The sequence below is a fragment of the Paenibacillus allorhizosphaerae genome (assembly GCF_042659105.1).
Taxonomy (GTDB): Bacteria; Bacillota; Bacilli; order Paenibacillales; family NBRC-103111; genus Paenibacillus_G; species Paenibacillus_G allorhizosphaerae.
Map to the genome: position 1 here is coordinate 97175 of NZ_JBHSRV010000003.1, position 24780 is coordinate 121954.

A 24780-nucleotide genomic window follows, 5' to 3' on the forward strand; every position below is an offset into this window, starting at 1 on the left:
GTCCATCCGAGTTGGCAGAACTATTGCGTATGTTATGCAATGGAGCCGTTATGCTATCTTATATACATCAGTCCGACTTTAACCCCGATAATTTTTCCAGAGCGGCACACACGCTCGTTGATTCTCACTTGTTCGGTTGGGCTCCAACCAGAAAGGATGATTAAATTGCAATATCTCTTCGATATTCATCCAAACAATCGTTGTGTACGTGAATTGTGCGAAAACGATCCTTTACTAGACAAGCTGATAAATTGGATCGGGCACATCCGAATTCCAGGTCAGCAAGATGGTTTTACTTATCTGACGAGATCGTTAGTCGGGCAACAACTTTCGGCCAAGGCCGCTGAAACGATTTTTCGCCGGGTAGAACTTATATGTGGAACTATAACGCCAGATACCATCATAGCCACAAAAGAGGAACTCTTGCGCTCAGCAGGACTATCCAAGAACAAGCTCAGCTATATCCGGAACGTCGCCGAACGGGCAAAACAAGATTTGGTTGACTTTCAAGTGTTTGGCGAGCTGGATGACGAGGAAGTCGTTCGAATATTAACCTCAATTAAGGGGATTGGCCGTTGGACTGCGGAGATGTTTCTCATTTTCTACTTGGGAAGACAGGATGTTATATCTTTCGGGGACAGGGGACTTCATCGTGCTGCGGAATGGCTTTATGCTACAGAAGAGAGCGATGGAAAATCTCAATTGCAACGCAAACATGTCGAATGGAAGCCTTATTCTACAATCGTATCCCTCTACCTGTGGGAAGCAATTAATATAGGCTTGCTTCAGGCTGAACCATTATAAAGGATAAACCATCGAATTCAAAATCACTCTTACTGAATAAAAGCTGCTAAAACCGGCGTTAGATGCCCCAAGACCTCGATACACTCATCGAAGCACCAAAAAGAGCCCGGCCCTAGTGAACGGATCGGACTGAAAAAAGGAAGGCATGACGTTATTGCAGCCAAGAAAACTCGTCTTTTTTCTTCTTTGTCAATTTGGCCTTTTTGGCGATCTTCGGCAAATGCTTGTAACTCCGGAGCATCTCTCCTCGGCATAATGGGCATTCCCGTGAAGACGTAGATAGCTCCTCGCGCACCCAAGCTTTACATTCGGCATTTCTACACTTCAAGATTGGGGTGGGGATCAGCTCAGGCTTAACATCGTCTTTTTGCAAGGTCGTACACCTCCCGCTATAACGTTTCCCAATCGCTTCATGTTCATACAAATTAACTATGTAATAGATTGAACGCAGTCTGTTTGGATAAGTTCCTACTCCTGACCCCAAAGGTTTCGCTAAGCACCGCTTTTCTCCCGCAGTCGAATGTGTTAATCCAGCACGGCTCATAATTCCTTTGTCATAAAGACGCTATACGGATCTTCAATGTAATTAGAAAATGGTTTGCAGTACTGGAAACCAACACTCTCATAAAGTTTCCTAGCTGGTTCGAATGATTCCATAGAACCCGTTTCCAAACTTAGCCTCTGATAACCACGTTCCTTTGCTACTGTAACGATATGTTCAATGATTTTTCTAGCAACACCTTTTCTCAGGTGTAATGAAGACGTACGCATGGATTTAACCTCCCCATGTGTACCATCAAGCTCTTTTAGTGCCCCACAGCCAAGTAATTCATCTTGTTCCCATGCACTCCAAAATGTAATTTCCGGCCTCTTGAGACCATCAAGATTAAGAGCGTGAATACTTTCTGGCGGGGTATTTTCTAACATTCCATTGAGATGTTCACTGATTAATGCTATCACTTTTGACCCTGTCAGATCATCAATCTTGATTTCCAAATTAATCACTCCAAAGTCTCTATTATTTGATATATTTTATCGCACGCACGTTCCTGTGTAAATTCATTCCTATCTAACTCTCTTGCACTTAAGTGAGGTTCATTTCCAACGCCTTCAATGCGTGCATTGTTCATATAAATCTCAGTAGTTCTAACCGTTAAGACTTGTTCACCGGACTGATTTACTTTGAACTTGTCTTTAACCTCATACGTTTCATGAACGGCTGCAGGCAAATCAACAACCGTGCGGTTACTGGTTGATCACCCCAAACTTGTTTCTCCAACAAAAAAAGCCGCCGATGGTTCCGGCAACTCATTCTCACTTTCCCCGACCAAAAGTAAACCGTCAATAATCCCGACTAATGATATAAGTCAGCAAATGTTTCAAAAATACAGGATTGCGCGGCAGCTTTTTCAGCTCCTTCATGGCGAGGCTGTAGTGCTCCCACATCTCTTTTTTGGCGCCCTCCCTGCCCAGGACGGTCACGAAAGTCGAGGTGTTGTTTTCAATGTCAATACCGGCGGGTTTCCCAAGTACATGCAGATCCCCCTCTGCATCAAGCAGGTCATCCTTGATCTGAAAGGCAATGCCCGTATGATAGGCAAATTTGGTTAAACCGGCAATTTCCGCCGCCTCGGCTTTAGCGAGAATGGCCGGCATGACCAGCGATGCCTCAAAGGCGATTCCGGTTTTGTAAAAACATATGCTGTTCAATTGCTCCAGTGTCAGCACTTTTCCTTTGGATTGCAAATCCATCGCCTGACCCGCGCACATGTCCCCCGCCCTTTGGGACGAATATTGCATCAGGGCCATCACTACTTTGGGATCAAACCCGTCCAGGGAAGCCTGTTCTTCTATCGCCTTTTGGATCAGAAACAGGCCGGTCAATTCCGCGGTGGCGCTATCGTGCACCTCGTGTAAGGTTGGACGTCCTCTGCGGACGGACGCGTTGTCCTGCGACGGCAAATCGTCGAAAATCAGGGAGGCCGTATGCATATATTCCAACGATCTCAGAAGCGGAGCGATCGCGGCTGCCTGAAGCCCGTATTCGTCGACTCCCATGACCCAGGCCAGTATGGGCCGCAGTCGTTTGCCGCCCCCTTCGAGACTGTAATTGGCGGAGTCGATCATCGCCTCCTTCATCGGCGGAATCCCGTCTTGCTTCGGAATGAGCAGCAGACTATTGATTTGTTGGCGGACCGTTTTGACCGTATCAAGAAACTGCTGCTTTTCTCGCCGGTCGTTTTTCAGAACGGTCACCATCTGGTCCCTGAGCAGCTTGTCGAAAAAATTCACATCGTCCGCTCGTCTGACCATTTGTTGGACAAGTCGATTGAATTCCGGAATTCCAGAGGCGAACGCACCTATGATTTCGTTATACGTTTCCACGCCTACACGCTGCCTACATCGTTTTAAACCGTTGATGGCACGGTCGAGAATCACTTCCCGGGTTTTGGCGTCGGAGTCATACACGTTATGGATCAAATGCGAGATGACCGCCCAATACAGCTCAAAGGGATTGATCAAGTCCGGACGCTGGCCGCCGTAGGTCAAATAATACGTAAAGGGTGTCACTGCTCCGGCCTTCATATCTTCAAACATATCCGCAAAATCGTCGGCAAGCTGGTTATAGATGCCGTAATAAAAGGTTCGTTCGTCGAAGCCTTCGTCCGCAGGGGCATGAATGACAGACCGGACAATCAGCCGGGAAAAGGCGGATTTCAAGATGATCGGCACATACAGCTCTTCGTTCGTGTAATCCGGATTCGAAAGCTCCTTTGTCCGGTCCATATCCTGGGCATGAAAAAATATATAGGACTGTTCGAAAAAAAGGCGCTGCGTTTCCGGTTGCTGATGCCTCTTGATATACGCGTAAGCATCCCGAAGCTCGGTGTGCACGTACCGGATCAATTCCTTGTTTGGTCCGGCCAATTTCCCGGGTTCCGGTACGGTTCCAGTGAGAAGAGCGGTTCGGATCATGCGGCCATATTGTTCTTTCTCTCGAACTGATAAGACCGGGGAATCGAGCAGATCGTCAATAAAAGGATAAGTCAGGCCGTACGAATACCCGAGCCGGATCGCTTCATCCAGTCTGTGCGCACGCTCCGCGGGCGATGTATGGTCACCCATCTCTTCGATTACGTGCAGAACAACCCCGGTAATGATTTTGATGAGCTTGCGCAGCGAGTGCTCGGAGTTCATTTCTTTCGGAATGTGAGAGGAAACGGCGTTGAGCTTGTCGATTACCCAGATTATGGCGGTTTCTATCCCTTCTTTCCGGGCCCAACGGTACAGCCCGGCCAAGCTCATAAACTCCGGCTCTGCCCCCCCATTTGCCGCCAGGGAACGAATCAAGTACCTTTTGACGTCGGCAACCACCCGCTGAATCCGGTTTTGGGTGGCGGGAGCATTCAGCGATTTGCCCAGATCCCGCATATAAATATAGGAAATGCTTCGATCCAAGAAACCATCCAGTTTGCCCGTATGGTTCAGCCAGCGTATATAGCTGTGATAATCCCGGGAATCCGGTTTTCCAATGGCTTGCGAAAAAAAGGACAGTAGCGAATAGCGACCCATATGGCTTTTTTTCCACAATTGAAAGTCATTTGTCAAAACAGGCACATAGGTTTTTTCCTTGACCTGCTCGTAAAGCGATGTAAAATATCGAGCCGCCTTTCGCTCGGCCAGCCGATACCACAGATCTGCTTGAAGCGTAATTTCCTCATTCATAGGACAGTTCCCTCGACTTCTGTTTTTGTTTAACAAGAATCCATGAAAGGGATTATGTTTACATTTCTATACGTGAAAGTCGGGGCCGGGTTACGAAATCGGCTGAGGCTGGGCGGTTTCCACTATTCTCCATGGCGTTACGCGGCAGGATCGGGATGACACCGACATAGGCGAGCTTCGAGTTCGTGCCTTCGTCCGTCCGCATGCGAAATTCGATTTGCCCGTGGCTTCCACGATCTCTGCGATTCCCCCTCCGGGTTTGCTTAGACGACACTGCCAGTCTAAAACTTTATTTTCATGGTCTAAAAAGTTATTTTCCTTGAACAGCTACCGCGGCGCTCTTTTTTAACAAAGGCTATTTCTTACAACTATTCATTTCATGTCACATGCCTCCCTGACAGCATATTAAAAAGCCTCGGCTCGATATGCCGACGCTTCTTGTCATTCTATATTTTTATTGACGACTACTACTTAAAGCTCAACGAATAAATACATTGGAATTATCTTTATGCAGCTTGTCCACATGATCGATGATTTCGTTAATATTACTACTTTCTAATTGGAATCGGTCATTTAAAGTAATCATCCACTTATCGTTAATATAAGATACTAAGATTACTCCATTAACAGCTTTAACGGCAACGTTACGCATCTTTGCATTTTTCAAGCCCATAATCTCATCATACAAAGGATGAGGTTCGCCATCTCGGAAGAGTTCCATAAAAACCTCCTTTTTAGTTTTAGCCTTTCCCAAAGTTTAGACATTCATTCCCTAGTTTGGGCAATAATGAAACAGTATCACTGCTATCTCCGCCTTCTCTGTCTTGAGCCCGAAAAGGTTCTATCCGGTGCCATCGTTGTTACAGGATAATCTATAGGAGAGGTGTCCGTCGCCATTGCCGATGAGTACGCAGATGGTGACGTGTCCGGAACCATGACAGCTGGTTGTTGGAGAGCCGCCAAGCTTAAGTGAAGTGCTTCCATCAAGTCAATGACAGGCGAAATTTGAGGTTGCTCAATAGCCCTGTTTTGAATCTTAGCTTGAATGAGCTGCTGGAGTGCATCTTCATAGTTGCTTCGATAATCGTTTCGGAAAGCCCCACTGATTTTGTTGATTAATTGAACGGCCATTTGAAGTTCAGATTCCGTAAACGGCGCCTCAGCTCCTTCAAGCCCTGGCACTTCCCTCACTGGTCGCACTTCCGCGGGATAATAAATAAAGTTAAGAACAAGACAGTTACGGTGCACTCGAAGGACGCTCAGATGCTCGCTTGTTCTAAAGGCGATCTTCGCCACTGCGACCATTCCAGTCTGATTCATAGCAGCGTGAAGAAGTTTATAGGCTCTGCCACCGAATTCAGCCGGTCCCAGGAAATAGGCATTTTCATAATAAATTGGATCTATGCTATCCTGATCCGTAAAGTGAAGAATTTCGATCGTCCTCAACGTAGGAAGCGGCAACTTGTCCATATCTTCATCGGTAATGGTGATGAAATTCCCTGGAGCATACTCGTAGCCTCGTATAATTTCTTGATGTTGAATCTCGCGGTGACAAGAGGGACACCATTTTTTGTACTGTATGGGTTGGTGACAAGATGCATGCAAGCTGCGGAAACTAGTCTTATGCTCTTCCGTCGCTTTAAACATACTAACTGGTATGTTCACCAACCCAAAGCTGATCGTGCCTTTCCACATTGCCCGCATATAGACTGCCTCCTATTGGTTTTTCCTTACATTTCCCCTAGCAGGACAAAATTAACCAAGTCTTGTGCTACAAATACTTCATAGAAAAACGCACTGTCGCGGTCACAGACAATGCGTTTAATGAGCCTTATCGGTAAAATGATTTTTTTACGCTGTAGAAAATCCCTCGAAAATAAGGCGGCGCATCAAGATTAAAGAACAACTACCACGCTATCCTGCCCAATTGCTTAACGAGGCTACCGATTGATCCTATTCGGCAGCCTCGTTGTGCATGAAGCACACTAAATTCCGTTAATCAAATGTCCTGACCCCGATCCCGTTGTTCGCTGCCGACTATGCCGCATGATCCTGGATAACCGTCGCTCATCTGCATATCCTCAATATTCTCACGCATTGTCGCATCCCCGGGAATATCGGCAACCAGCTTTACAGGAGGTTGCCTGAACTCCACATGCCCTTTTCTTTTTTGCTTCGTCAATTCTGCTCACCTGCCGTTAATGAAGTCGCAATCCCCTGTAGTTTGTAACCGACAAAAGAATTTTATCCCAAGTTCAACTGCGTGACTCTTTCGCTGCGGCAACCATATTTGAGCTATCGCTGCTTGGCAAGGTTAAACTTTCTGCCCAGCCGGGATCTTGTGTCAGGAATTCCTCGATTAACGAAAACCTTAGGCAAACTTACAAAAATTACTCCTTCTTATTTTGTTGTAGGATCAACAAAGGTGGTCATTAACACTTCGTTTTTCATTGTCTTAAGGATTATCGCTAAAAATACTAAACCTTTTGATGTCACTCCAACCGCAGAAGGTATGGGGGCGTTCAGCGGCAAATTGATACGTATCGGAAAAGATTTTGTCGAATTCGTGCAAGTACCCGGGAGAGTTAACCTCAGAGTGTATCATCGGTTGTGAAGCGAGGTATTTCGGACTGGCTTTCAGCGCGGATCGGAAAAGTTCTCACATGATCATAATAAGAGCACCTCCTTGATGGTAAGGGTTTCGAACCCTTGAACAAACCCATCATACCGAGGCGCTCCTTTATTGGCACAGGACGTTTCTTATCCCTTATAGCAATGTTTAGCCTTAACATATTTCCTAAATCACAGGACCGTTTCTGAAGCATCTAATCTATTCCTGCCAGGTCACTGGTTTATCGAGTATGACGCCATCCGTCTCCACCCATTGACGGAGACTTCCCTCCTGGACTTGAATTACGATGAAATACAAATCGCCAGTACCGTTATTACGCAGCGTACGTTCGCCTTTAGGTGCAACGCGAACAGCTGTTCCTTCTTTCACTTCAAGTATCTGTCCATCCACTTGGAACTGACCTTGGCCGCCAATGAAAAGGTACAACTCCTCATTCTCGCGATGTGTGTGATAGAACGGGATAAAGCCTCCCTCCGGCAGTTGGTTCAGTGAAACCTCCATGCCAGTTAATCCAAGCCTATCCTTCAGAAAGTACTTACCTGGGACGGGATCCTTCGTCATACTCAAAAGACCGCTAAAAGAACCTGCTTCGACCACACTGAAATTTGTTCCATTCATTTGTCGAATCACCTTTCCTGAATTTGTATTCTTTAATCAAAATGTCTTGATTGATAAAGCAATATTATCATAACCGTTGAGATTTGGTTTCTTTTGTATTGCTATTCTTTACCTAATTTTGAATCGCATTAACTCGATACTATCCTGGAAATACATCGCAATCAGGTTTTCCCGGCAAACGCCCATGTCTTGCTTAATCCTTTCCCTCCGACCGTTGCAGCGCTCCGACCAGCTCTACAAAGTGACGCCCGCGTTCTTCAAAGTTACTGTATTGATCATAAGCAGTGCAGGCAGGGCTCAGCAGTACAGTGTCACCCTGTACGGCCAGCTTGTGCGCCTGCACCACTGCCTCGGCCAGGCCTTCACAGCGGACAATGGGCGGGCAGCTTGGCACTCTGCGCGCCGCAGCCTCGATTTGACTGGCCGCTTCGCCGATCAACAGCAACACCTTGACATGATTAGGCAGCAACCGGGCCATCTCGTCAAACGGTACCTTCTTATCTCGCCCGCCGGCGATCAGCAGCACTCGACCCACGTGCGCGTGCAGCGTGGCAATGGTACGGGCGGGGCTGGAGCCGATGGAGTTGTTGTAATAATGCACGCCGCCCACAGTTGTCACCCACTGGTTTCTGTGCTCCACGCCGACGAAGGTGCGCACCGTCTCCAGAATTGCCTCATCCGGTACGATCCCCCGAACGGCGGTCATGGCTGCCATGACGTTTTCCACGTTATACCACCCCGGCAAACGAATGTCACGGATAGGTACCAGCCCGTCGATCATGTCATAGCGGACCATGTGCCTACTGAAATACTTGGTCCGTCCCCGTCCGCACATTGCGGCGGTCGCCGGATTGTCGCCGTTGAGGACTGCAAGTTCGCCAGCCCACTGAAAATCCAGAAGGCGGCGTTTGGCGGCGATATATTCATCCATGTCGCGGTGCCAGTCGAGATGATTGGGCGAGAGGTTAGTGATCACCGCCACATGGGGAGAGCGCGTCATATCCATCAGCTGGAAGCTGGACAGCTCGACCGCACATGCATCCCGCGGTGACATCTCGCCCGCGCGCGTCAGCAGTGGCGTGCCAATGTTTCCGCCAAGGTGCACCGTACACCCCCCGTTGGCCAGCATATCTGCAATCAGTGACGTGGTGGTCGTCTTACCGTCCGAACCGGTCACGCCGAAAATGGGACATGGACACAGCGCGAAGAATTCCTCCATTTCACTGGTCACACGGCTGCCGCCCGCTCGGGCCGAGTCCAGCGCAGGATGGTCTGGGCGCATGCCCGGAGTGCGGAACACCATGTCGCCCCCAACGCGATCCAGGTAATTCTCCCCTAGGTGCAACTCGACGCCCAGATCGTCCCATTCCTCTCGGGGCAGGGCCGGGTTGCGGTCGCGCACGGTGACCCGCGCCCCGGCAGAGCAAAGCATGCGGATCAGCGGTGCGTTGCTGACGCCGGCGCCGATGACGGTTACCTCACGACCGGCCAGCGACTGGATATAGGTGTCAAAAGCAGGATTCATAGGCACCTCCGCTTAGGAAATGTTAGGATAAGCATTCTATCTCGATTTAAATCGGTTTGCACGTGTCGTACCACATAAATCAAGCAATAACCCCCTTGAATTGCATATCATTAAATCAAATATACCACATATTGGAACTATCCTCCCCGTTAACGTAATGAAGCCGCCTGTCATACCGGCAGCTTCGTCAAAGTACCCGTTGCTTCAATTAGAGCAAACGATTGTTTTAAGATAGATGGAATCCTTCAACATCTAAATCGAATGAATGATATTTCATTCCCCTGTTCTGAACCCAAATCTCTAAGGGTATTACCCACGGACGAAAATTTATAAATTTGCGCAATTGCTCTACGTCTACAAATTGAATTTCGATTACATCTTGGTCGGGGTCCTCAATTTATATTAAAGCCCGTTTCTTTATACCCTTGTCTATTAGTAGTTATTCGGAATGTTTCCCCCGGCTCGACTGCTCCTTTCGGCAAACTCCAACCAGACTTATCTTTTACCAAAAGCACAGTATTGTCTTTAATTACACGATTCCAGCAGCAAGATTATGAGCCATTTATTTTCCACACTTCGCAGGTAGCAGATATATAAGTGTTCTATTGACCAAATTATCCCATATTGTTGGAAAGAATTGGGTGACAATTTTGAGAAAATAGTAGGATTCATAAAAAAGCTTTATTCAGATGGTGGTGGCGGGTATTACATAAGCTTCTCAGCCAAGACTTGCATGTTGGCGGGAATTGCTGTAATATAAAAACTCTGGTCGAAGTTAATGATCACAGTGCTCGATTATACTTTCGCGGGGTGGAGCAGCCCGGTAGCTCGTCGGGCTCATAACCCGAAGGCCGCAGGTTCAAATCCTGCCCCCGCAACCAACTTTCAATTCAAGACCGTCACATAAAATAAAATGCCTTCAATCCACGATCAGTGGTTTGAAGGCATTTTTGCTTCCCTTCTTCATTCTTTGCATGGAAGCCGCCGCGGCGGCCATACGCCGAAACCATTTGCTCTTTACGCTTTCATTCTCCCCTTTCAAGGCATGTAAGGTCTGAAGCGCCATTCGCATTGCTAAAAAACCGCTCTTTCGGGGAGCGGCTTCGCAGGTGTCGTCTATGATTGATTAAAACGGCCTTCAATACGCAAGCAGGCTTCCTCGGCACTTTCCATCCCCGCCCAAAGCAAATGAAGCTCGTCGCTTACCATGCCGATCTTTTGTTGGCTGAGGCCCAGCCGGTGAAGCGGAACGGCAAAGGGCAGGACATCGAGGAAACGGTTGTAATGCAGGGGGTGGATGTCCGGATTCAGAAGCGTATCGTCCTCCGCCGCCTCCCGCAGCACGGGGATGGTGCAGCCGAAGCTCTTGAGCAGCTTCTGCGCTTCTATGCTTGTCATGTAATCGATGAGGCGTTCGGTCAGCCGGATCTGTTCGCTTCTCCCATTGACGGCGAGTCCTCCGCCAAGAAGCAGCGTCGCCTGCTTCTTATGATGCGGCACGGAAAGAACGTCCCACTCGATCGAATGATCCCTGAACTCGTTCATGAAATAATAGGTCGACATGATCATCGCAACCCGCTGCTTCATAAATAGGCTTTCCGCCAAATGGCTGCTCCCGTGCGCGTAAATCGGCGAAACGTGATGTTTGTACATGAGCGATGTACAGTATTCGAGCGCCTCAATGTTTTCCGCTTTGGCCAGCGTACTGCGGGTGCCGTCTTCGCTTATCAGCCCGCCTCCATTTTGCAGCAAAAACACCGGCCAACGGTTATACGAGGAAGAAAAACAGAACCCGTACTGCTCCGTCAGACCGTCGCTGTTCGTATCCCTCGTACACTCCCCGGCTACTCGCAGAAGGTCATCCCAATCGCGCAGCGGCGTCTCCTCCGACACTCCATTCTCGCGGAATATGGATTTATTAAAGCAGATTACGACGGGGGAGAAAATAAAGGGCGTAGCCAGCGGCCGGCCTTCGTCCGTAAAAAGCCCGAACACCTCAGGATAGCTGCTTTGCACATGGAGATGGGGAGAAACGTATCCCGTTACGTAATCGCTTTTGCCGGATTGGACCCATTCGCGGAAATGGAAATCCGACATCATAAAAGCATCAGGCCCCTGCCCCTGCTCCATCATGCGGATGAGTAGGTCCGTATAACCGTGCTCGGGCAACAGCTCCAGCTCCACCTTGACGAACGGATGCTTGTCTTCAAAGGCGCCGATGATTTTGCGTACGATGCCGATTTCATACGAGCTGGAAAACCAGGCAAGCCGCAGCGTCACAGGCGTCGTATCCTCGTCCGGCATTTTCACCCGGTTGCCTTTGCCGGCGATTTTCTCGATAAGTCCTTCCGAGACAAGCTCGGCCAGCGCTTTTCTCACGGAGACCCGACTGATCTCATACTGCTGACTGAGCGTATTTTCCGGCAAAATATACTCCCCCGGCCGGATGATCCCGCTGACGATTTCGTCCTTCAGCTCCTGCAAAAATTGATTGTATCGCTCTTGAAAGTTATTTCTTCTGCGCAGCAATATATACCGCTCCTATACATGTCTTTGAGCTTCAGTATATCACGGAGGTATTCGCAATACCATCGTCGCGGGGGAGGACACGAATGCATGTCAGGAGCTTTTCAACCAACGATCCAAAAATTCGTAAGCCAGCTTTCTCGCACGGGGTGGAAAATCATGACCGGATGGGCCCATCCAGAATTCAAACGCTTCCGGCGAAGCGTCCTTCCGATACAGCCGCTCAAGCTCCGTCATCCCTGACGCAATAGCGGCCCAATTCGAGAAAATCCGGTCGCTGATCCCGCTCCACATGAACATCGGGGTCGGCAGCGCCAACGCCGCGATTTCATGCCATTCAAACGGAATGCGATCCGCTTTCAGCAGCTCCGTTAACGCCGGAAAATGCGAGAACCATTCCCGCTGTCCCCACCGGTACGGATCCGGATCGTCCGTGAACATGGAGAAGCCGCAGCTGGAGGCGGCAGCCTTGATCCTGCGGTCCATCCCGGCCAAAAACCATGCGTTGTAGCCGCCCAAGGAGTGGCCGATCGCTCCCATTCGGCCTTCATCCACTTCGGGCAGCGCCGCGAGCAGATTCAGCGCCGCGATATGATCGTCCAGCATTTTGCCCACTGCGGTCCAACCGGGATACCGCTCGTAGAAAGGCGCCGTTTGGAATGGTTCGGTGCCGGGATAAATCCGATTTCCGAACGCGATCGAATCGGGCGCCAGAACGACGTATCCTCGGGAAGCCAATTCGAGGCCGTATCTGCGGTTTTCCCGTCCCTGCGGCGTAGCCACATCGGCCCGTCCTTCGGCCGTCGTCGGATGGAGCGCCAGCACCGCCGGATATTTGCCGCCGCGAAGAGGCGGCTCCTGCAGCGGCACAAGCAAATAGGCATACAGAGTCTCGCCATGATTCGTCCGGTACCGGATGTCCAGCCGCCTGTGATCCGATTCCGCCGTTTCCTCCACGACCTCGAACGAAATCTCATCTCCCGGCCGCGCCGGAAGGTACGACGCCGGGGGAGTACCCAGCAACTCCCGCCAAGCCCTGCGAACGTGTTCCTGCCTCCGTTCCCACAGGCCCGCCGACTCCACAGAATCGGTCAGGCTGGGGATGTTGGTTATGGAGCAGGCGGAAAGCTTGTAATCTTCCATCTATGCCTGCATCTCCTTCCAGTTGAAGCTCCACAGCTCGCTGCCCGAGCCGTAATAAATGTGCCCGTTGTCATATGCAATGCCGGCTGTCGCTTCTTTGGGCGGCACAGCGATCAAGTTAAGCTCGTTCCTTCGCTTGCGGCCTCCCCGAGCTTACGTTTATTACCGCTTCTTCGGACATCCGTTCACTCCCAAGCTTCTTTTGCATCCTTAATCGTGATGCCGCTGTTGGTCTCCTTGATGAGCTGCTCTCCGCCTTTTGACTTCCATTCATCCACCATCTTGTTCCAGTCGGAAATCGGCCGCTGCCCGGCGATCATTTTCGACTGCTCATCCAGCAAATATTTTTTCAGCTCCGCGCCCTTGGCCAGGTCGGTTTCGGATACGACGGTCAGCGCAGGATTTTTGTAATACTTCATCGTCGAGTATGTTTTGGAAATGTTTTCGATCAGTTTGGACATAATCGGCAGGCTATACAACTTGGGATAATCCACATCGCTATCCTTGAGCGGATAGCCGACACCGTCCGTCAAATATGAAATAGGTGCGGTACCCTGCGCTTGGGCCGTTGTTTTCGCAACGCCTATCCCGTCTTTAAGCTCGTAGCCTTGGCCCAAGTTGCCGTATAACCAATCATAGTCTTTGTTCTTATCGTTCTTTTGCTCATTGCCGAAGAAGGTCCGGCCGAGATCAAGCATTTCCAAGATCCGCTTGACCTTGACCGGATCTTTCCCGGCTTCCGCCGATATGGCGGTCATCCCCAGAAATCCGCGGTTCGAGGCGAATCCTTGAGAGCCGTCAGGCGCTTTGAAAGGCTCCAGGTGCACGAACTCGGCCTTCGGATTGATTTGCAGCAAGCTCTCCATGTACTGCTGTGACATGCCTCGCGGCGTAGCGATGAAAATCCCGGCTTTCCCGGAGTAAAACTCCTTATTGGTGGCCCCCCAATCGAGCGATACGAAATCCCGGGTCATGGCCCCTTCCTTATACAAGTCCGCGAACCATTGAATCATATCCTTGCGGGCATTGGATATCATTCCCGGAATAAAGCGGCCTTGCGCGTCTTTATGATACCAGGCGTCCGGATCCCAGTAGGCGCCCATTGGAATCGGATGATTGATGTCTTTGCCGATCGCGAGGCCATATGTATCGTTTTTGCCGTTTTTGTCCGGATCGTTTTTCGTAAAGGCGATAGCGACCTGCTTCAGCTCGTCGTAATTGGTCGGGACCTTCAAATTCAGGCTGTCGAGCCAATCTTTTCTCAGAAGGACGGTAAAGCCGAAACGCGGATAGTACCCCGGAATGGCATACACCTTGCCGTTTACCTTGAATTGATCGAGAACAAACTGGGGAATTCGTTGGAACGTCGGATATTGCTTGATATATTCATCCAAAGCAAGGAAGGCACCCTGCTTGGCAAACTTGTTGTAGCGGTTCGTCAAATCCCCCGATTGCAGCATAATCATGTCGGGGATTTTACCGGAAGCCAGAACCGCGGTCAGCTTTTCGTCATAGGTGCCTTGGGGTACGAGATTTACCGAATAATCCACGTTGAACCTCTCGTTGATCATCTTGATCCCCCGTCCGTCTGAGGGAGGAATGTCTCCGTAAATGTACTTCATGGCGGTTACACCCAACTTCTTGCCGGTGCCCCCCGCAGCACCCTTCGAATCGGTACCGGCCGGTTGAGTCGAAGAACAGCCGATCGCCGATACCGTGATCAGCATCGTCATGATCGCGCTTCCTGCAGCTTTCTTTTTCATGGAATCCCCTCGCTCTTACATTATAGTAAGTACTCGTTTCCGCCTGGACTTCCGGCTTGCGCTCACGCTTTCGCTATCCTTTCACCGAACCGACCATCACCCCCTTCACAAAATATTTTTGCAGAAAAGGATATACGAGCAGGATCGGCAGCGTCGCCATGAGAATGGCCGCCATTTGAATCGTTTCGGGAGGAGGCGGGTTCTCGAACAATGAGATATCGAGCGCACCGAATGCTTTGGAGTCGTTCTGCACGACGATTTGCCTCAGTATGACTTGAATCGGCCACTTGGTCGGGTCGTTCAAATACAAGATTCCCGCGAAGTACGTGTTCCAATGGCCAACCGCATAAAACAAGGCGAACGCCGCGAGCACCGGCTTGGACAAAGGCAGCACGACGCTCCAAAACGTTCTCAGCTCGTTTGCTCCGTCCATAATCGCCGCTTCATACAGCTCGCTTGGGATATTCGTAAAAAATTGCCGGACGATGATGAGATTAAACGGCGCGATGGCGGAAGGAAGAATTAACGCCCAGATCGAATTGATGAGACCCGTCGCTTGAACGATGAGATATGTAGGAATCATGCCCGCGCTGAACAGCATCGTGAACAGCACGGCGAACTGCATCGCGCGATGTCCATATAGATGCCGGGCAAGCGCATAGGCGAACGTGGCGGTGAAAAACAAATTGACCAGCGTACCCATCACCGTCAAATAAACGGTAATCCCCATCGAGCGAAGAAACGAATCCGATTGAAAGATGTAGACGTAAGCGTCGACGACCCATTTCTTCGGCCAAAGCAAGAGCTCGCTGTGCAGAAACTCATCCAGCGTCGTGAAGGAGACGGAGAAGATATAAAGGAACGGAAACAGCATGGAAGCGGCCAGTACGGCAAGAAGAAAGTAATTCGTCCAATCAAAAATGCGGTCGGCTAGCGAACGATGGTACATAATTTCCCTCCTTCAATAAACGCCTTCCTCTCCGAAGCGCTTAGCCAGTTTATTCGCCCCTGCGACCAGGACGAGTCCGACGATGCCTTTGAACAAGCCGACGGCGGTTGCGAAGCTGTAGTTCGATTGTTCAATCCCTTTGTAGTACACATAAGTATCGAGGACGTTGGAGATTTCTTTATTGAATGAGTTTTGCATCAGGAAAATATGTTCGAAGCCGCTGTCCAGTACATGTCCGAGCCGTAGAATGAGCAGGATGACGATGGTGCTGCGGATTCCGGGCAGGCTGATATGCCAGATTCGCCTCCAGCGTCCCGCCCCATCCATCACGGACGCTTCGTATAAGTCCGGGTTGATCCCGGCTAACGCGGCGAGAAACAGAATCGTGCCCCAGCCGACTTCCTTCCACAACACCTGCATAATAATAAGAGGTCGGAATAAGCTCTGATCGGTCAAAAAAGGTACGGGCTTATCGATGCCGAAGACAACTTCAAGGAAGTTGTTGATTAATCCCTCTCCGCGCATGAAGATGACGAAAATGCCGACGACCACAACCCAGGACAGAAAATGCGGCATATAGACAATCGTTTGGATGATTCTCTTGTAGATTTCAATCCGGACTTCATTCAGCATAAGGGCTAAGACGATCGGCGCGGGGAAGGCAAATGCGATTTGCAAAAAGGAAATGACAATCGTATTCCATAAGACACGGATGATTTCAGGCTCGGAGAAAATGGTGCTGAAATGCTTGAGGCCAACCCAGGGGCTTCCGGCGAAACCCATAAACGGGCTGTATTCTTGAAAGGCGATAACGGTTCCGAGCATCGGGATGTACTTGTAGACGAGGAAATACAGTAGGCCGGGCAGCGCAAGGAGAAATAAATATTTGTCCTTTCGGAGTCTTTGGAGCATCTTGCTCCTCTTAGGATTTGCCGCCATCGCAGATTTCGCTTCAAGCGCCGTTTGCTGCATGCAGGTTCCTCCATTTTCGGAAAACTCACTCGATATGTTATTTATAAATACAAGTAGTATACATGTATTAATCATATCGAGTTCAGTAATCATTGTCAATTTAAAATAAATTATTTTGTCCAATGAAAATATAGTATTAAATAGATTTCTTGCTGTTTTAGAAGACACAAATCTGTGGACCTCGATTTTTATACTGAAGTGCTGCAATGCAAAGCGGCAGCCTTGGACCAGAAAATGTCCTAGGCTGCCCTGCTTACGCGATGATTGAATTTATATTTACCACGTCACAAAATAAATCAATTCAGTCATGATAATGGTCCAGCAGCAAGGAAAGAATGCCGATATTCATCAAGTGGATAGGAAAAAAGAGAAACTAAGCTAATGAAAAAGGCACTGACCTACCATAGGTCAGTGCCTCTTACTTTATGGAGATGAAGCGCGGCATGACAAATCCATAATCCGCCGCCGCTTATCGTCAGAAGCGGATTTTGACAAATCAATGCATAGCTTGTTCAGACCAAGGATCGACGCCAGGGTCTTGGCCTTGCGCTATCGATTGAATGCGAGGCATGTAATGCGTCCAGCCTTGTACATGAGAAGCAACCTCCGATGCCGGCAGATCGTAGTGAGTCAACTTTAAGAGAGTGCCGTTATCCTTGGGAGTCAGTCGAAATTCTACGGTACTTGACCCAGGCGGGACTAGTTTCGATTTCTCCCAACCCCATGTCATGACAATCTTCTCGTTCGGCACGATTTCCTTATATTCACCCATCGCAATGTCACTTCCGTTAACATCAATTCGATATTTGCCACCGATACTCGGATCCAGTAGCACGTGGCGCCCCATCCAACGTACTAATTTATCAGGGTCTGTGAAAAAGTTGAAAAGTGTCTCCGGACGGCATTCGATAAATATCTCCTTCTTGATCGTGTCACTGCTGCTGGTTGTGGTCATGCTTTCTCCTTTCCTCCTCTTCCGCGGCTTCCTTCAAGCGCATCAAGCTGTCATCCCAGAAGCTCTCGATATAATGCATTAATTCGGTAAATCCTTCCCTCCTAATACCATAGAATCGTTTGGTGCCTGCTCGCCTAACGACGACGAGTCCGGCTTCTTCCAAAACCTTAAGATGCTGCGATATCGCGGGTGCTGTAACGTCAAAATGCGACGCAATGGCGCTGGAGGTTAGCTCCCCATAACGGACGAGATGTAATATATCTCTGCGCCTAGGCTCCGTTAATGCTTGAATGGCTTTATCGATCATGATATTAATTTAGCACACGCTTAATTTAGTGTCAAATTAAATAACAACCCAATGAAAGATGATCGCAGTTGTTAAACCAATAATAGTCGAAATCGAATTTATGTTAAAAAATTGTAGGCACCATGCCTCCATCCATACGGATTGGGGAACCTTTAAATGCCGATGCATAAGGACTGCATACGAATGCAACCACCCTGCCTATTTCAAAAGGCTTGATAAACCGCTGTATTTCGGATTGGGGCAGGTTTGCAGTCATAAATTTTTTCTCTTTTTCCGAAAATGCCATATCATCAGGAAACAAACTTTCAATGATTTGATATACATTTTCGGAAAGCGTTGGTCCTGGCATGATCGTATTAGATGTGACTTCCGTTCCTATCGTTAATTTAGATAAGCTTTTTGACAGTGATAATAACATAGATTTGGTCATACAATACTGAGGCATTTGCCCTGAAGGCATAATCGCTTCCTCACTTGCAATAAAGATTATTCGTCCATAATTGTTTTTCAACATTTTAGGCAAATAAAATTTAGATAATCCATTAGCGGCAAGGACATTCGTTCGGAAGTATTTCTCCCATACTTCATCGTCAACGTCCTCATATGACATGATTTCATAAATACCCATATTGTTAACCAAAATATCGACATGGGGATATTTCTCAAATAAAGCTTCCCTTTGCTGTGTATCCACAATATCTGCTGCAGCATTCTGGGGAGACGTAGCCGGGAACTCCGACTTCAATTCATTTACGGTTCGTTCTACCTCTTCATGATTCCGTCCATTAACGAGGACATTAACGCCTTCTCTGGCAAGTTCAATGGCAATTGCTTTCCCTATTCCTTTCGTCGATCCGGTTACTAAAGCTGTTTTGTTCCTTAATCCCATATCCATCACATATGTCTCCTTTGTTGTCATTCACGGCAAGCTGAATAAAAGTTATTCTTGGAACATCCTTGTGCTCCGGATAGAGATTATATTACTTTGTCTGGATCGTTTGGTAACTAGCGTACAACGCCAAATTTCTTGTTTAACCCGCCAAATAATAAAACCTAGAAAATGCTAGCCCAGCGCAGAACGGGTTAGGTTGGGGGGATTCTATGACGGCGGGTTTGCCCCAAAATATTCGGAACGCCAATTTGAAGGAGTATCGCCTTCCCAAAGGCGAAAGGCGCGGTAAAACGAGTTTTGGTCTTCATATCCAATTAAGAAAGCCACTTCTTTTATATCGAGCTTGGGGTCTGCCAAGTATTCTCGTGCCTGTTCATGCCGAGCCTGCGACAACAGCTGCTTGAAAGTAGTGCCTTCGTCAGTAAGACGGCGCTGCAAGGTACGATCGCTCATTCCAAGCTCGCTCGCCACAGCCCGAATGTCAAGGCGTCCTCCGGTTAGGTTGCGCTTCAAAATCCACTTCACCATCTCGGGGATTGAACGGCTGCGTTGTTCATCCAATGATCGGTCCAATACGGGAGTCAGGATCTCCAGCAACTCTTTGTTATATGAAATGAAGGGGCGGTCCAGGTCTCTTCGATGCAGCGTCAATCGGTTATCGGTTGCATCAATCCGGATAGGGCAACCAAAGTAAGCTTCAAGGGCCTTTACATCGCCCATCGATTGACAAAATTCCACGGAACGTGCAGTTAAAGGCTGGCCCGTGCCTCGTCGCCCAAGCTCTAGAAGAAACGCCATCGTAGTTCCAATCAACACTGGCGGTCCGGGCTGTTCGCTACGCATCCATTCCAATTCGATTGTACAGCGCTCGCCCTCTTCGGTTATACGCAAGCTTTCCGGAGGGCACAGTTGTTTGTACCGGGCCATTCGGTTAAGGGCGTCACGATAGTCGCGAGCATGGTAGGTCGTTAAGACGGTCGGTGGGTATTGTGCCGTTTCATAGACGGTTGCAAGCTTGATGATTCCGATGGCAGTGTCACCAACGAGATCGGAGTATGCTTGCCAGATTCTGAAATATTGGGTGGCGGTGACTACAGCTGTTTCCGTAATAATGGTCAGGGGCAGCCGCGCTTTGCGAGCTACTTCGTGTGGGGAAATTCCTAATTGTTGTAATCCCGCCCAAAATCCCGGCGGGAATTTTATACGGTCAGATTTCATTACGTATGGATCTCCTTCAGCTTACCTATTCGTTCCGGTTATGATTAAGTATACATAAGAATGTTCTTATTTTCATTATATCGCCCGGCTAAAGGACATGAATTGCCCGTTACATCAATAAACATCAAATTGGAGCAGCGCCGCGGCTAACTGCTCCTTGTTTTACTTCTATGACCGAATGACTATAGGGAATTACGGCGGTAGTAGCTCCCCTTTCCATTCTTTAAGCTATTACGGATTCTCGTAGTTTTTTAACGGCATGCCTACATATTCGCGAAAGGAACGGATCCGATCCGCCTCGAACTCAAAGACAACCGTAAGCTCATTGCGATAAGGCAGACCATTCAGAGTTCCATCTGCGCGAAAAACTACCATCCCGTAGCTCTCATTCTCAAGCTTGATGAGCGGAGTCAGTTGCACCTGCAATACGGAGCGCTCGAACCTGATCAATTCCTCGAACCGTTCTTTGCCTTGCTGTTCTTGATTCCACCCCTCCAAAGGGAGCGGAACGAAGAAATGAAAATCTTCCGTAACCTTATTAAGAAAATCTACTGTATTCCCTGTTTCGAAAGCCAGTCTGAAAGCATCAAATATTTCATGATTTCGGGATGGTACTGAGCCTACGGATTTCTCCATGGAAGAAACCTGCTGTAGTACTATATCGGTATTAACAATCGATTTTGTCATAATAAAACACCTCCTGATTTGGGTTTTGTTATGTGGTTCGCATTATTTGACGAGCTTAAGCTGGCTTGATATGACTCCAAGGTGAATCGCTTCATGCATCAAAGCGAAATTAAACAATTCGCCGGCTGTAACGAATTGGAACGGACCCATTTCAAACGGCGATTGCAGCTTCTGCTTGAGCATTTCAGGTGTCAGTTCGGAAAGACGGGAGAGCTGTGCCATTAACATCCCGATCAGTTCATCCTTCGACGGAGGTGTTACCGTCCAATCCGATGGTTTCGTCCCGGAGTTGAACAGTGTCTCGTATTGAAACGGGATGGCGGATGGAGAGCCGAAGCTTAGCGAAGCGTATTTATCCAACCAATAAACCATATGACCGATATTCCAGCGAACCGTATTAGGGAAGCCCTCCGGCTGGATGTCCATCTGTGACTCCGATACTTCCTGTAACTGGCCGATAATGATCTGACGAAGCACTTTCCCCGTATTGATAATCGATTGTGCCATTCTTGATTCCTCCTCATGTTTGGTTGTTCTTTTCACACCTTAAGCTTACAATTACGCACACTACGCAACAATCACGAAATTCCGATGCAATTGATCGGTTTCAGTAATGATGAATTAGAATTGCTGGATTGGGGGTTAGCCATTATAATGACGAAGGAGATCGATAATCGAAAGGGGCATTGGCATTGGAACTTCGACAGCTTGAATACTTTGCTGCCATTTGTAAGGAGATGCATTTCTCTAGGGCGGCCGAAAACCTCTGTACTACCCAGTCGAATTTGAGTCAGCAGATCAAATTTTTGGAGAACGAGCTTGGGCTCCCTCTATTCGATCGTATTGGCAAGCGGATCAAGTTAACCGACGCAGGGAAAATCCTGCTCGAGCAAAGCCATAGCATCCTTGAACACGTTGACTATGCAAAAAGGGCAATATCGGATCTTAAGAGGATGGAAGGCGGAAGGCTGGATATCGGCATTTTACCGGGAGACGGGGATTTGCTGTTTGACGCTTTACTTATCGATTTCCATAAAACTTATCCTAAGCTATCGATAAGCGTTACGGAGACCACGGATGTCTACGAACAGGTCCTTAATGGCACAAGAGATCTCGGGGTTACAACGGTGCCCCTCAAGCCTGATGACAATATTTCGATTATTCCGTTGTTTCACGAAGAGTTTGCTTTAGCCATCCGAACGGATCACCCCCTGGCGAAGTCAAAGGCTATTCCTTTCGATCAACTTCAGCAGCTCAAAATGGTCATGTTCGGCTCTGGACATCAGATTACGAAGGTCATCCAGTCGTGCTGTCAGGAAAAAGGAATTGCAATTGACAATCCGATCGTAACCTCAACCTTATCGACGCTTATGTCTTTGGTCGGTCAAGGAATAGGAGCTTCTATTCTTCCCCAGATGTTGCTAGATTATATGAACAACGAGAATATCGTTGCCGTAAAACTGCTTAATCCCACACCTAGTCAAGATATTTGTATCTTATATCGTACGGACAAATTTATGGGGCAAGCATCGAAGTTATTCATTAAAGAATTGCAGTCTTTCCTTCAGAACGTCATGAATCATACCAGTCGCTCGTTAGGATAGTACGTCGGCATTATACTTATTTGTGCAACGTACTAATGGCTTATCAAAAATATTAACAAATTATTTATTTAAATGATAAAAAACAAAAATCGAAACTAGCATGAATCTGCGAATGAATGCCGGGTTTACGATAAACAGCGAAAGCCACGGGACAAGCAGCATCCCCCACATGATAACCTTGCTATAAAACCATTATATATCTCCTTCCAGACTGCTGCTTTCAGAATGTGTTTTAAATAGGAAGTTTATGCGAAACGGACTAAAGCATATTCAGCTCTAATAATTTATTTTTGCCAAGACAACTAATAAAAGTGTTAGAAAGTGACATACTATGATGGTCGCGATGTGCGGCCATTAATAGTGAAGGGTGATTTGAATGAACGAGCAACAACAAAAGCAAAGTAGTTATGAAAGCATTAAAGAAGAACAGGCTATCGAACAACAAAATGAAAAAGATATGAATAATAGCCAGTCTCAATCTCAAGGTGGTTGCGATTCTCAGGACAATGACGGTTCTTGCTAAGCGAATGAACAAGCAGAACACCTATTATTTTAGGTGTTCTAATTTTTTATGGTAGATTTATTATTTCCTAAATCAACTTTTTTACAAGTTTTTTGCTACGCCTGTCAGCTTGCTTTTTTGTTGCTCAATGGAATGTGTTCCGTCTACTTCAAAAGCTCTTTAATGAACTTTTTCTGCATCGCTTAAAACAGCTTGTAAGTTATGAATTGGATCTACTGACGACGCCATTTGTTGTAGCTCAAAAAGTTGGCCTTCAAGCATGCTTAACATTTCTGCATTTCCAAATTGCTCTTTTATCTACTGCAACAATGTTTCGACTTCCGACAATTGATTATCAAGCTCTTTCAGTAAATTTATTTGAAGCGCGGTTTCGGATTGTTCCAATAGCTGTTGTTGAAAATTGCTGGCTGATTTGCTGTGTTTGTTGTTGGGACTGCTGAACAAGCTGTTGCATTTGACTCAGCATTTGAAACGATTGAACCGTTTGATTTGCTTGTGCTAAAGTCTGGGAAGCCTGCTGAATCGATTGCTGCAGTTGAGTCATTGCCTGTTTTTGTTGACTTTGAATTTGATGGCTATACTGGTTCATTTGGTTTACAAGCTGACCGATTTGCTGCTGGTTTTGTGAAGAGCCAGTAGAGATTTATTGAGGTTGTACTTGAGAAAGAATTTTTTGCATTTCCTTCAGTTGATTCTCTAAAGGAGACAGCTCATTGGCAATTTCTACCTTCACCGAATCGGCGATTTCTTCCGCTATCGCAGCATGAGTGATCGTAACGGCTTTATTCACTTCTTCTTTTTTCAATGTCATTAGTGGTTTTCTCCTTTAAGGTATGAGTATAGTGATTTGAACACAAGGACTATTTTGTCTCGTCTCGACTACTACGGTAATATTCTTGGTTTTCTTTGTAAGGGCCACTTTTATCAGAGGTGGTCAGGCAGTCGGTAAAAAGGCTGACTTGTGTACATTGAAAGGCCTAGTCGTTACCGAAGTCGGTTTGTCAATCTTTGATAAGGCTGCCTGTACATCTTCATCTTCATATCCGCTCGTTACCCCGCATCATTACCTCTCATCGCGCTCATTGCAAGCAGTATACATGTCACACAGCACTACGCACAAAATCATTGTAATAGGCTGGTAGGAATATCCCGTAATTCGTCGAATTTTTTAATACAGGAGGTGACCACATATGCAAATGATTCCGGTTTCATCCGCAAATATACACTCGATCGGCTACGATCAAACATTAAACAAACTATATATCCAATTTCACACGGGTGTTACCTACATTTACTTTGAAGTTCCGAGTCACGTACACGTCGACTTAATGCGAGCGGGCTCTATAGGCGGCTATCACGCGGACTTTATCAAACACAATTATCGCTATCAACCCGCTTAGTCCTGGTAACGAGAATCCAGCTGACTTCCACCTTCTCCCCCGCTTCCCTTCCGCAAAGCAGAAGATAGATAACTTTAATTTCATCGCGGGGTCTCAACACCTTCAACGATCAAGGAGTAGGTCACCGCGGCGCCTGCTCCAATTGTAATCATTTCCATATTGTATCCGTTAGTGTAATCTGATCTGTCAATATGTACATAATGATCCTACTCAGTGATTGACTTCTCTATGTTATGGATTTAAAAGTACAGACAATTCTATTAGTCAGCACCTATTTGTTTCTCTTTTTATTTATCATTCGTTTCATTAAACGATTTCCAGAAATCTGCAATATTATCGCCGATTTAAGGACACAGAAACAGTTCGTTGAATATTATCCCATTTATTTCCCCTCCAAGGATCTCACAAAAAGACTGGGAATGCCCTCCGCCACTGATTTGTTTGATATATCATACATGTCTTTTCTGACTGCCGGCCGGGTTTCGTTTCGGCGCCTACCTAACGTCTTATAAAATCGATAACCCGAATAATGTATA

General features: G+C 47.5%; 26 protein-coding genes and 1 tRNA gene. 5 read left to right on the forward strand and 22 right to left on the reverse strand.

The window, feature by feature from the left end; all coding sequences use genetic code 11:
• Positions 1-165: 165 nt before the first annotated feature.
• Positions 166-804: a DNA-3-methyladenine glycosylase family protein gene (locus ACFQI7_RS13735; protein ID WP_377516949.1), complete on the forward strand. Its 639-nt coding sequence runs from the start codon at positions 166-168 to the stop codon at positions 802-804.
• 151 nt (positions 805-955) lie between these two features.
• On the opposite strand, the gene ACFQI7_RS13740 is transcribed toward ACFQI7_RS13735, so the two are convergent.
• The 9 genes from ACFQI7_RS13740 to ACFQI7_RS13780 all read right to left on the reverse strand — a co-directional run bounded on the left by ACFQI7_RS13740 (position 956) and on the right by ACFQI7_RS13780 (position 9820).
• Positions 956-1348, reverse strand: a complete 393-nt coding sequence (locus ACFQI7_RS13740) for a cold-inducible protein YdjO-related protein (protein WP_218101476.1) — start codon at positions 1346-1348, stop codon at positions 956-958.
• Entirely contained in the window at positions 1345-1800 is a 456-nt protein-coding gene (locus ACFQI7_RS13745; RefSeq protein WP_218101475.1) for a GNAT family N-acetyltransferase, read from the reverse strand. Before ACFQI7_RS13745 ends, ACFQI7_RS13740 begins: the two co-directional genes overlap by 4 nt.
• Before the next feature lie 345 nt (positions 1801-2145).
• Entirely contained in the window at positions 2146-4530 is a 2385-nt protein-coding gene (locus ACFQI7_RS13750) for a polyprenyl synthetase family protein (protein WP_218101474.1), read from the reverse strand.
• Between the two features lie 478 nt (positions 4531-5008).
• On the reverse strand, positions 5009-5251 hold the full coding sequence (locus ACFQI7_RS13755; RefSeq protein ID WP_218101473.1) for a hypothetical protein: 243 nt from the start codon (positions 5249-5251) through the stop codon (positions 5009-5011).
• Positions 5252-5334: 83 nt separating this feature from the next.
• A complete protein-coding gene (gene ku / locus ACFQI7_RS13760) occupies positions 5335-6234 on the reverse strand; it encodes a non-homologous end joining protein Ku (protein ID WP_218101472.1) in 900 nt (299 codons plus the stop codon).
• Between the two features lie 295 nt (positions 6235-6529).
• The gene (locus tag ACFQI7_RS13765) at positions 6530-6712 is read right to left on the reverse strand and encodes a hypothetical protein (protein WP_218101471.1); all 183 of its coding nucleotides are present in this window, start codon (positions 6710-6712) and stop codon (positions 6530-6532) included.
• A gap of 648 nt (positions 6713-7360) precedes the next feature.
• A complete protein-coding gene (locus ACFQI7_RS13770) occupies positions 7361-7780 on the reverse strand; it encodes a cupin domain-containing protein (RefSeq protein ID WP_218101470.1) in 420 nt (139 codons plus the stop codon).
• 193 nt (positions 7781-7973) lie between these two features.
• On the reverse strand, positions 7974-9305 hold the full coding sequence (gene murD, locus ACFQI7_RS13775; protein ID WP_218101469.1) for a UDP-N-acetylmuramoyl-L-alanine--D-glutamate ligase: 1332 nt from the start codon (positions 9303-9305) through the stop codon (positions 7974-7976).
• Between the two features lie 392 nt (positions 9306-9697).
• A complete protein-coding gene (locus tag ACFQI7_RS13780; RefSeq protein ID WP_377516954.1) occupies positions 9698-9820 on the reverse strand; it encodes an NUDIX domain-containing protein in 123 nt (40 codons plus the stop codon).
• Positions 9821-10109: 289 nt separating this feature from the next.
• Between ACFQI7_RS13780 and ACFQI7_RS13785 the strand changes: the two genes are divergently transcribed.
• Positions 10110-10186, forward strand: a tRNA-Met gene (locus tag ACFQI7_RS13785).
• 235 nt (positions 10187-10421) lie between these two features.
• Here ACFQI7_RS13785 and ACFQI7_RS13790 read toward each other — a convergent pair.
• The 11 genes from ACFQI7_RS13790 to ACFQI7_RS13840 form a co-directional block, all read right to left on the reverse strand.
• Complete coding sequence (locus ACFQI7_RS13790; protein ID WP_218101467.1) at positions 10422-11834, reverse strand: extracellular solute-binding protein; 1413 nt, start codon at positions 11832-11834, stop codon at positions 10422-10424.
• Positions 11835-11924: 90 nt separating this feature from the next.
• A complete protein-coding gene (locus ACFQI7_RS13795) occupies positions 11925-12974 on the reverse strand; it encodes an alpha/beta hydrolase family protein (protein WP_218101466.1) in 1050 nt (349 codons plus the stop codon).
• A 185-nt stretch (positions 12975-13159) separates the two neighbouring features.
• The gene (locus tag ACFQI7_RS13800) at positions 13160-14737 is read right to left on the reverse strand and encodes an extracellular solute-binding protein (protein WP_218101465.1); all 1578 of its coding nucleotides are present in this window, start codon (positions 14735-14737) and stop codon (positions 13160-13162) included.
• A 73-nt stretch (positions 14738-14810) separates the two neighbouring features.
• Entirely contained in the window at positions 14811-15686 is an 876-nt protein-coding gene (locus ACFQI7_RS13805; protein ID WP_218101464.1) for a carbohydrate ABC transporter permease, read from the reverse strand.
• Between the two features lie 12 nt (positions 15687-15698).
• Entirely contained in the window at positions 15699-16658 is a 960-nt protein-coding gene (locus ACFQI7_RS13810; RefSeq protein ID WP_218101463.1) for an ABC transporter permease, read from the reverse strand.
• A gap of 496 nt (positions 16659-17154) precedes the next feature.
• Complete coding sequence (locus ACFQI7_RS13815; protein WP_218101462.1) at positions 17155-17613, reverse strand: SRPBCC family protein; 459 nt, start codon at positions 17611-17613, stop codon at positions 17155-17157.
• A complete protein-coding gene (locus ACFQI7_RS13820) occupies positions 17591-17920 on the reverse strand; it encodes an ArsR/SmtB family transcription factor (RefSeq protein WP_218101461.1) in 330 nt (109 codons plus the stop codon). Before ACFQI7_RS13820 ends, ACFQI7_RS13815 begins: the two co-directional genes overlap by 23 nt.
• A gap of 103 nt (positions 17921-18023) precedes the next feature.
• The gene (locus ACFQI7_RS13825) at positions 18024-18815 is read right to left on the reverse strand and encodes an SDR family NAD(P)-dependent oxidoreductase (protein WP_218101460.1); all 792 of its coding nucleotides are present in this window, start codon (positions 18813-18815) and stop codon (positions 18024-18026) included.
• Positions 18816-19019: 204 nt separating this feature from the next.
• Positions 19020-20030: an AraC family transcriptional regulator gene (locus ACFQI7_RS13830; RefSeq protein ID WP_218101459.1), complete on the reverse strand. Its 1011-nt coding sequence runs from the start codon at positions 20028-20030 to the stop codon at positions 19020-19022.
• A gap of 231 nt (positions 20031-20261) precedes the next feature.
• The gene (locus ACFQI7_RS13835; RefSeq protein WP_218101557.1) at positions 20262-20666 is read right to left on the reverse strand and encodes a nuclear transport factor 2 family protein; all 405 of its coding nucleotides are present in this window, start codon (positions 20664-20666) and stop codon (positions 20262-20264) included.
• Positions 20667-20759: 93 nt separating this feature from the next.
• Positions 20760-21224, reverse strand: coding sequence for a DinB family protein (locus ACFQI7_RS13840; RefSeq protein ID WP_218101458.1), 465 nt, complete (start codon positions 21222-21224; stop codon positions 20760-20762).
• A gap of 185 nt (positions 21225-21409) precedes the next feature.
• On the opposite strand from ACFQI7_RS13840, the gene ACFQI7_RS13845 reads away from it, so the two are divergent.
• Positions 21410-22321: a LysR family transcriptional regulator gene (locus ACFQI7_RS13845; RefSeq protein WP_218101457.1), complete on the forward strand. Its 912-nt coding sequence runs from the start codon at positions 21410-21412 to the stop codon at positions 22319-22321.
• A 376-nt stretch (positions 22322-22697) separates the two neighbouring features.
• Positions 22698-22844 carry a hypothetical protein gene (locus tag ACFQI7_RS13850; protein WP_218101456.1) on the forward strand — a complete coding sequence of 49 codons (147 nt, stop codon included), beginning with the start codon at positions 22698-22700 and terminating at the stop codon, positions 22842-22844.
• A gap of 334 nt (positions 22845-23178) precedes the next feature.
• Here the strand turns inward: ACFQI7_RS13850 and ACFQI7_RS13855 are convergent, their stop codons facing one another.
• Positions 23179-23433 carry a hypothetical protein gene (locus tag ACFQI7_RS13855; protein WP_218101455.1) on the reverse strand — a complete coding sequence of 85 codons (255 nt, stop codon included), beginning with the start codon at positions 23431-23433 and terminating at the stop codon, positions 23179-23181.
• A gap of 54 nt (positions 23434-23487) precedes the next feature.
• Entirely contained in the window at positions 23488-23655 is a 168-nt protein-coding gene (locus tag ACFQI7_RS13860; RefSeq protein WP_218101454.1) for a hypothetical protein, read from the reverse strand.
• Between the two features lie 385 nt (positions 23656-24040).
• Here ACFQI7_RS13860 and ACFQI7_RS13865 point away from each other — a divergent pair, with 385 nt between their 5' ends.
• The gene (locus ACFQI7_RS13865) at positions 24041-24244 is read left to right on the forward strand and encodes a KTSC domain-containing protein (RefSeq protein ID WP_230415409.1); all 204 of its coding nucleotides are present in this window, start codon (positions 24041-24043) and stop codon (positions 24242-24244) included.
• The last annotated feature ends 536 nt before the right edge of the window (positions 24245-24780 follow it).

What these genes read in the sequence shown, in the direction of transcription:
- ACFQI7_RS13865 (WP_230415409.1), top strand. Translation starts at nt 24,041, where the DNA reads ATGATTCCGGTTTCATCCGCAAATATACACTCGATCGGCTACGATCAA.
- ku (WP_218101472.1), bottom strand. Translation starts at nt 6,234, where the DNA reads ATGCGGGCAATGTGGAAAGGCACGATCAGCTTTGGGTTGGTGAACATA.
- ACFQI7_RS13770 (WP_218101470.1), bottom strand. Translation starts at nt 7,780, where the DNA reads ATGAATGGAACAAATTTCAGTGTGGTCGAAGCAGGTTCTTTTAGCGGT.
- murD (WP_218101469.1), bottom strand. Translation starts at nt 9,305, where the DNA reads ATGAATCCTGCTTTTGACACCTATATCCAGTCGCTGGCCGGTCGTGAG.
- ACFQI7_RS13830 (WP_218101459.1), bottom strand. Translation starts at nt 20,030, where the DNA reads ATGAAATCTGACCGTATAAAATTCCCGCCGGGATTTTGGGCGGGATTA.
- ACFQI7_RS13805 (WP_218101464.1), bottom strand. Translation starts at nt 15,686, where the DNA reads ATGTACCATCGTTCGCTAGCCGACCGCATTTTTGATTGGACGAATTAC.
- ACFQI7_RS13810 (WP_218101463.1), bottom strand. Translation starts at nt 16,658, where the DNA reads ATGCAGCAAACGGCGCTTGAAGCGAAATCTGCGATGGCGGCAAATCCT.
- ACFQI7_RS13750 (WP_218101474.1), bottom strand. Translation starts at nt 4,530, where the DNA reads ATGAATGAGGAAATTACGCTTCAAGCAGATCTGTGGTATCGGCTGGCC.
- ACFQI7_RS13825 (WP_218101460.1), bottom strand. Translation starts at nt 18,815, where the DNA reads ATGGATATGGGATTAAGGAACAAAACAGCTTTAGTAACCGGATCGACG.
- ACFQI7_RS13795 (WP_218101466.1), bottom strand. Translation starts at nt 12,974, where the DNA reads ATGGAAGATTACAAGCTTTCCGCCTGCTCCATAACCAACATCCCCAGC.
- ACFQI7_RS13835 (WP_218101557.1), bottom strand. Translation starts at nt 20,666, where the DNA reads ATGGAGAAATCCGTAGGCTCAGTACCATCCCGAAATCATGAAATATTT.
- ACFQI7_RS13815 (WP_218101462.1), bottom strand. Translation starts at nt 17,613, where the DNA reads ATGACCACAACCAGCAGCAGTGACACGATCAAGAAGGAGATATTTATC.
- ACFQI7_RS13800 (WP_218101465.1), bottom strand. Translation starts at nt 14,737, where the DNA reads ATGAAAAAGAAAGCTGCAGGAAGCGCGATCATGACGATGCTGATCACG.
- ACFQI7_RS13850 (WP_218101456.1), top strand. Translation starts at nt 22,698, where the DNA reads ATGAACGAGCAACAACAAAAGCAAAGTAGTTATGAAAGCATTAAAGAA.
- ACFQI7_RS13840 (WP_218101458.1), bottom strand. Translation starts at nt 21,224, where the DNA reads ATGGCACAATCGATTATCAATACGGGGAAAGTGCTTCGTCAGATCATT.
- ACFQI7_RS13860 (WP_218101454.1), bottom strand. Translation starts at nt 23,655, where the DNA reads ATGACATTGAAAAAAGAAGAAGTGAATAAAGCCGTTACGATCACTCAT.
- ACFQI7_RS13855 (WP_218101455.1), bottom strand. Translation starts at nt 23,433, where the DNA reads ATGAACCAGTATAGCCATCAAATTCAAAGTCAACAAAAACAGGCAATG.
- ACFQI7_RS13820 (WP_218101461.1), bottom strand. Translation starts at nt 17,920, where the DNA reads ATGATCGATAAAGCCATTCAAGCATTAACGGAGCCTAGGCGCAGAGAT.
- ACFQI7_RS13740 (WP_218101476.1), bottom strand. Translation starts at nt 1,348, where the DNA reads ATGAGCCGTGCTGGATTAACACATTCGACTGCGGGAGAAAAGCGGTGC.
- ACFQI7_RS13755 (WP_218101473.1), bottom strand. Translation starts at nt 5,251, where the DNA reads ATGGAACTCTTCCGAGATGGCGAACCTCATCCTTTGTATGATGAGATT.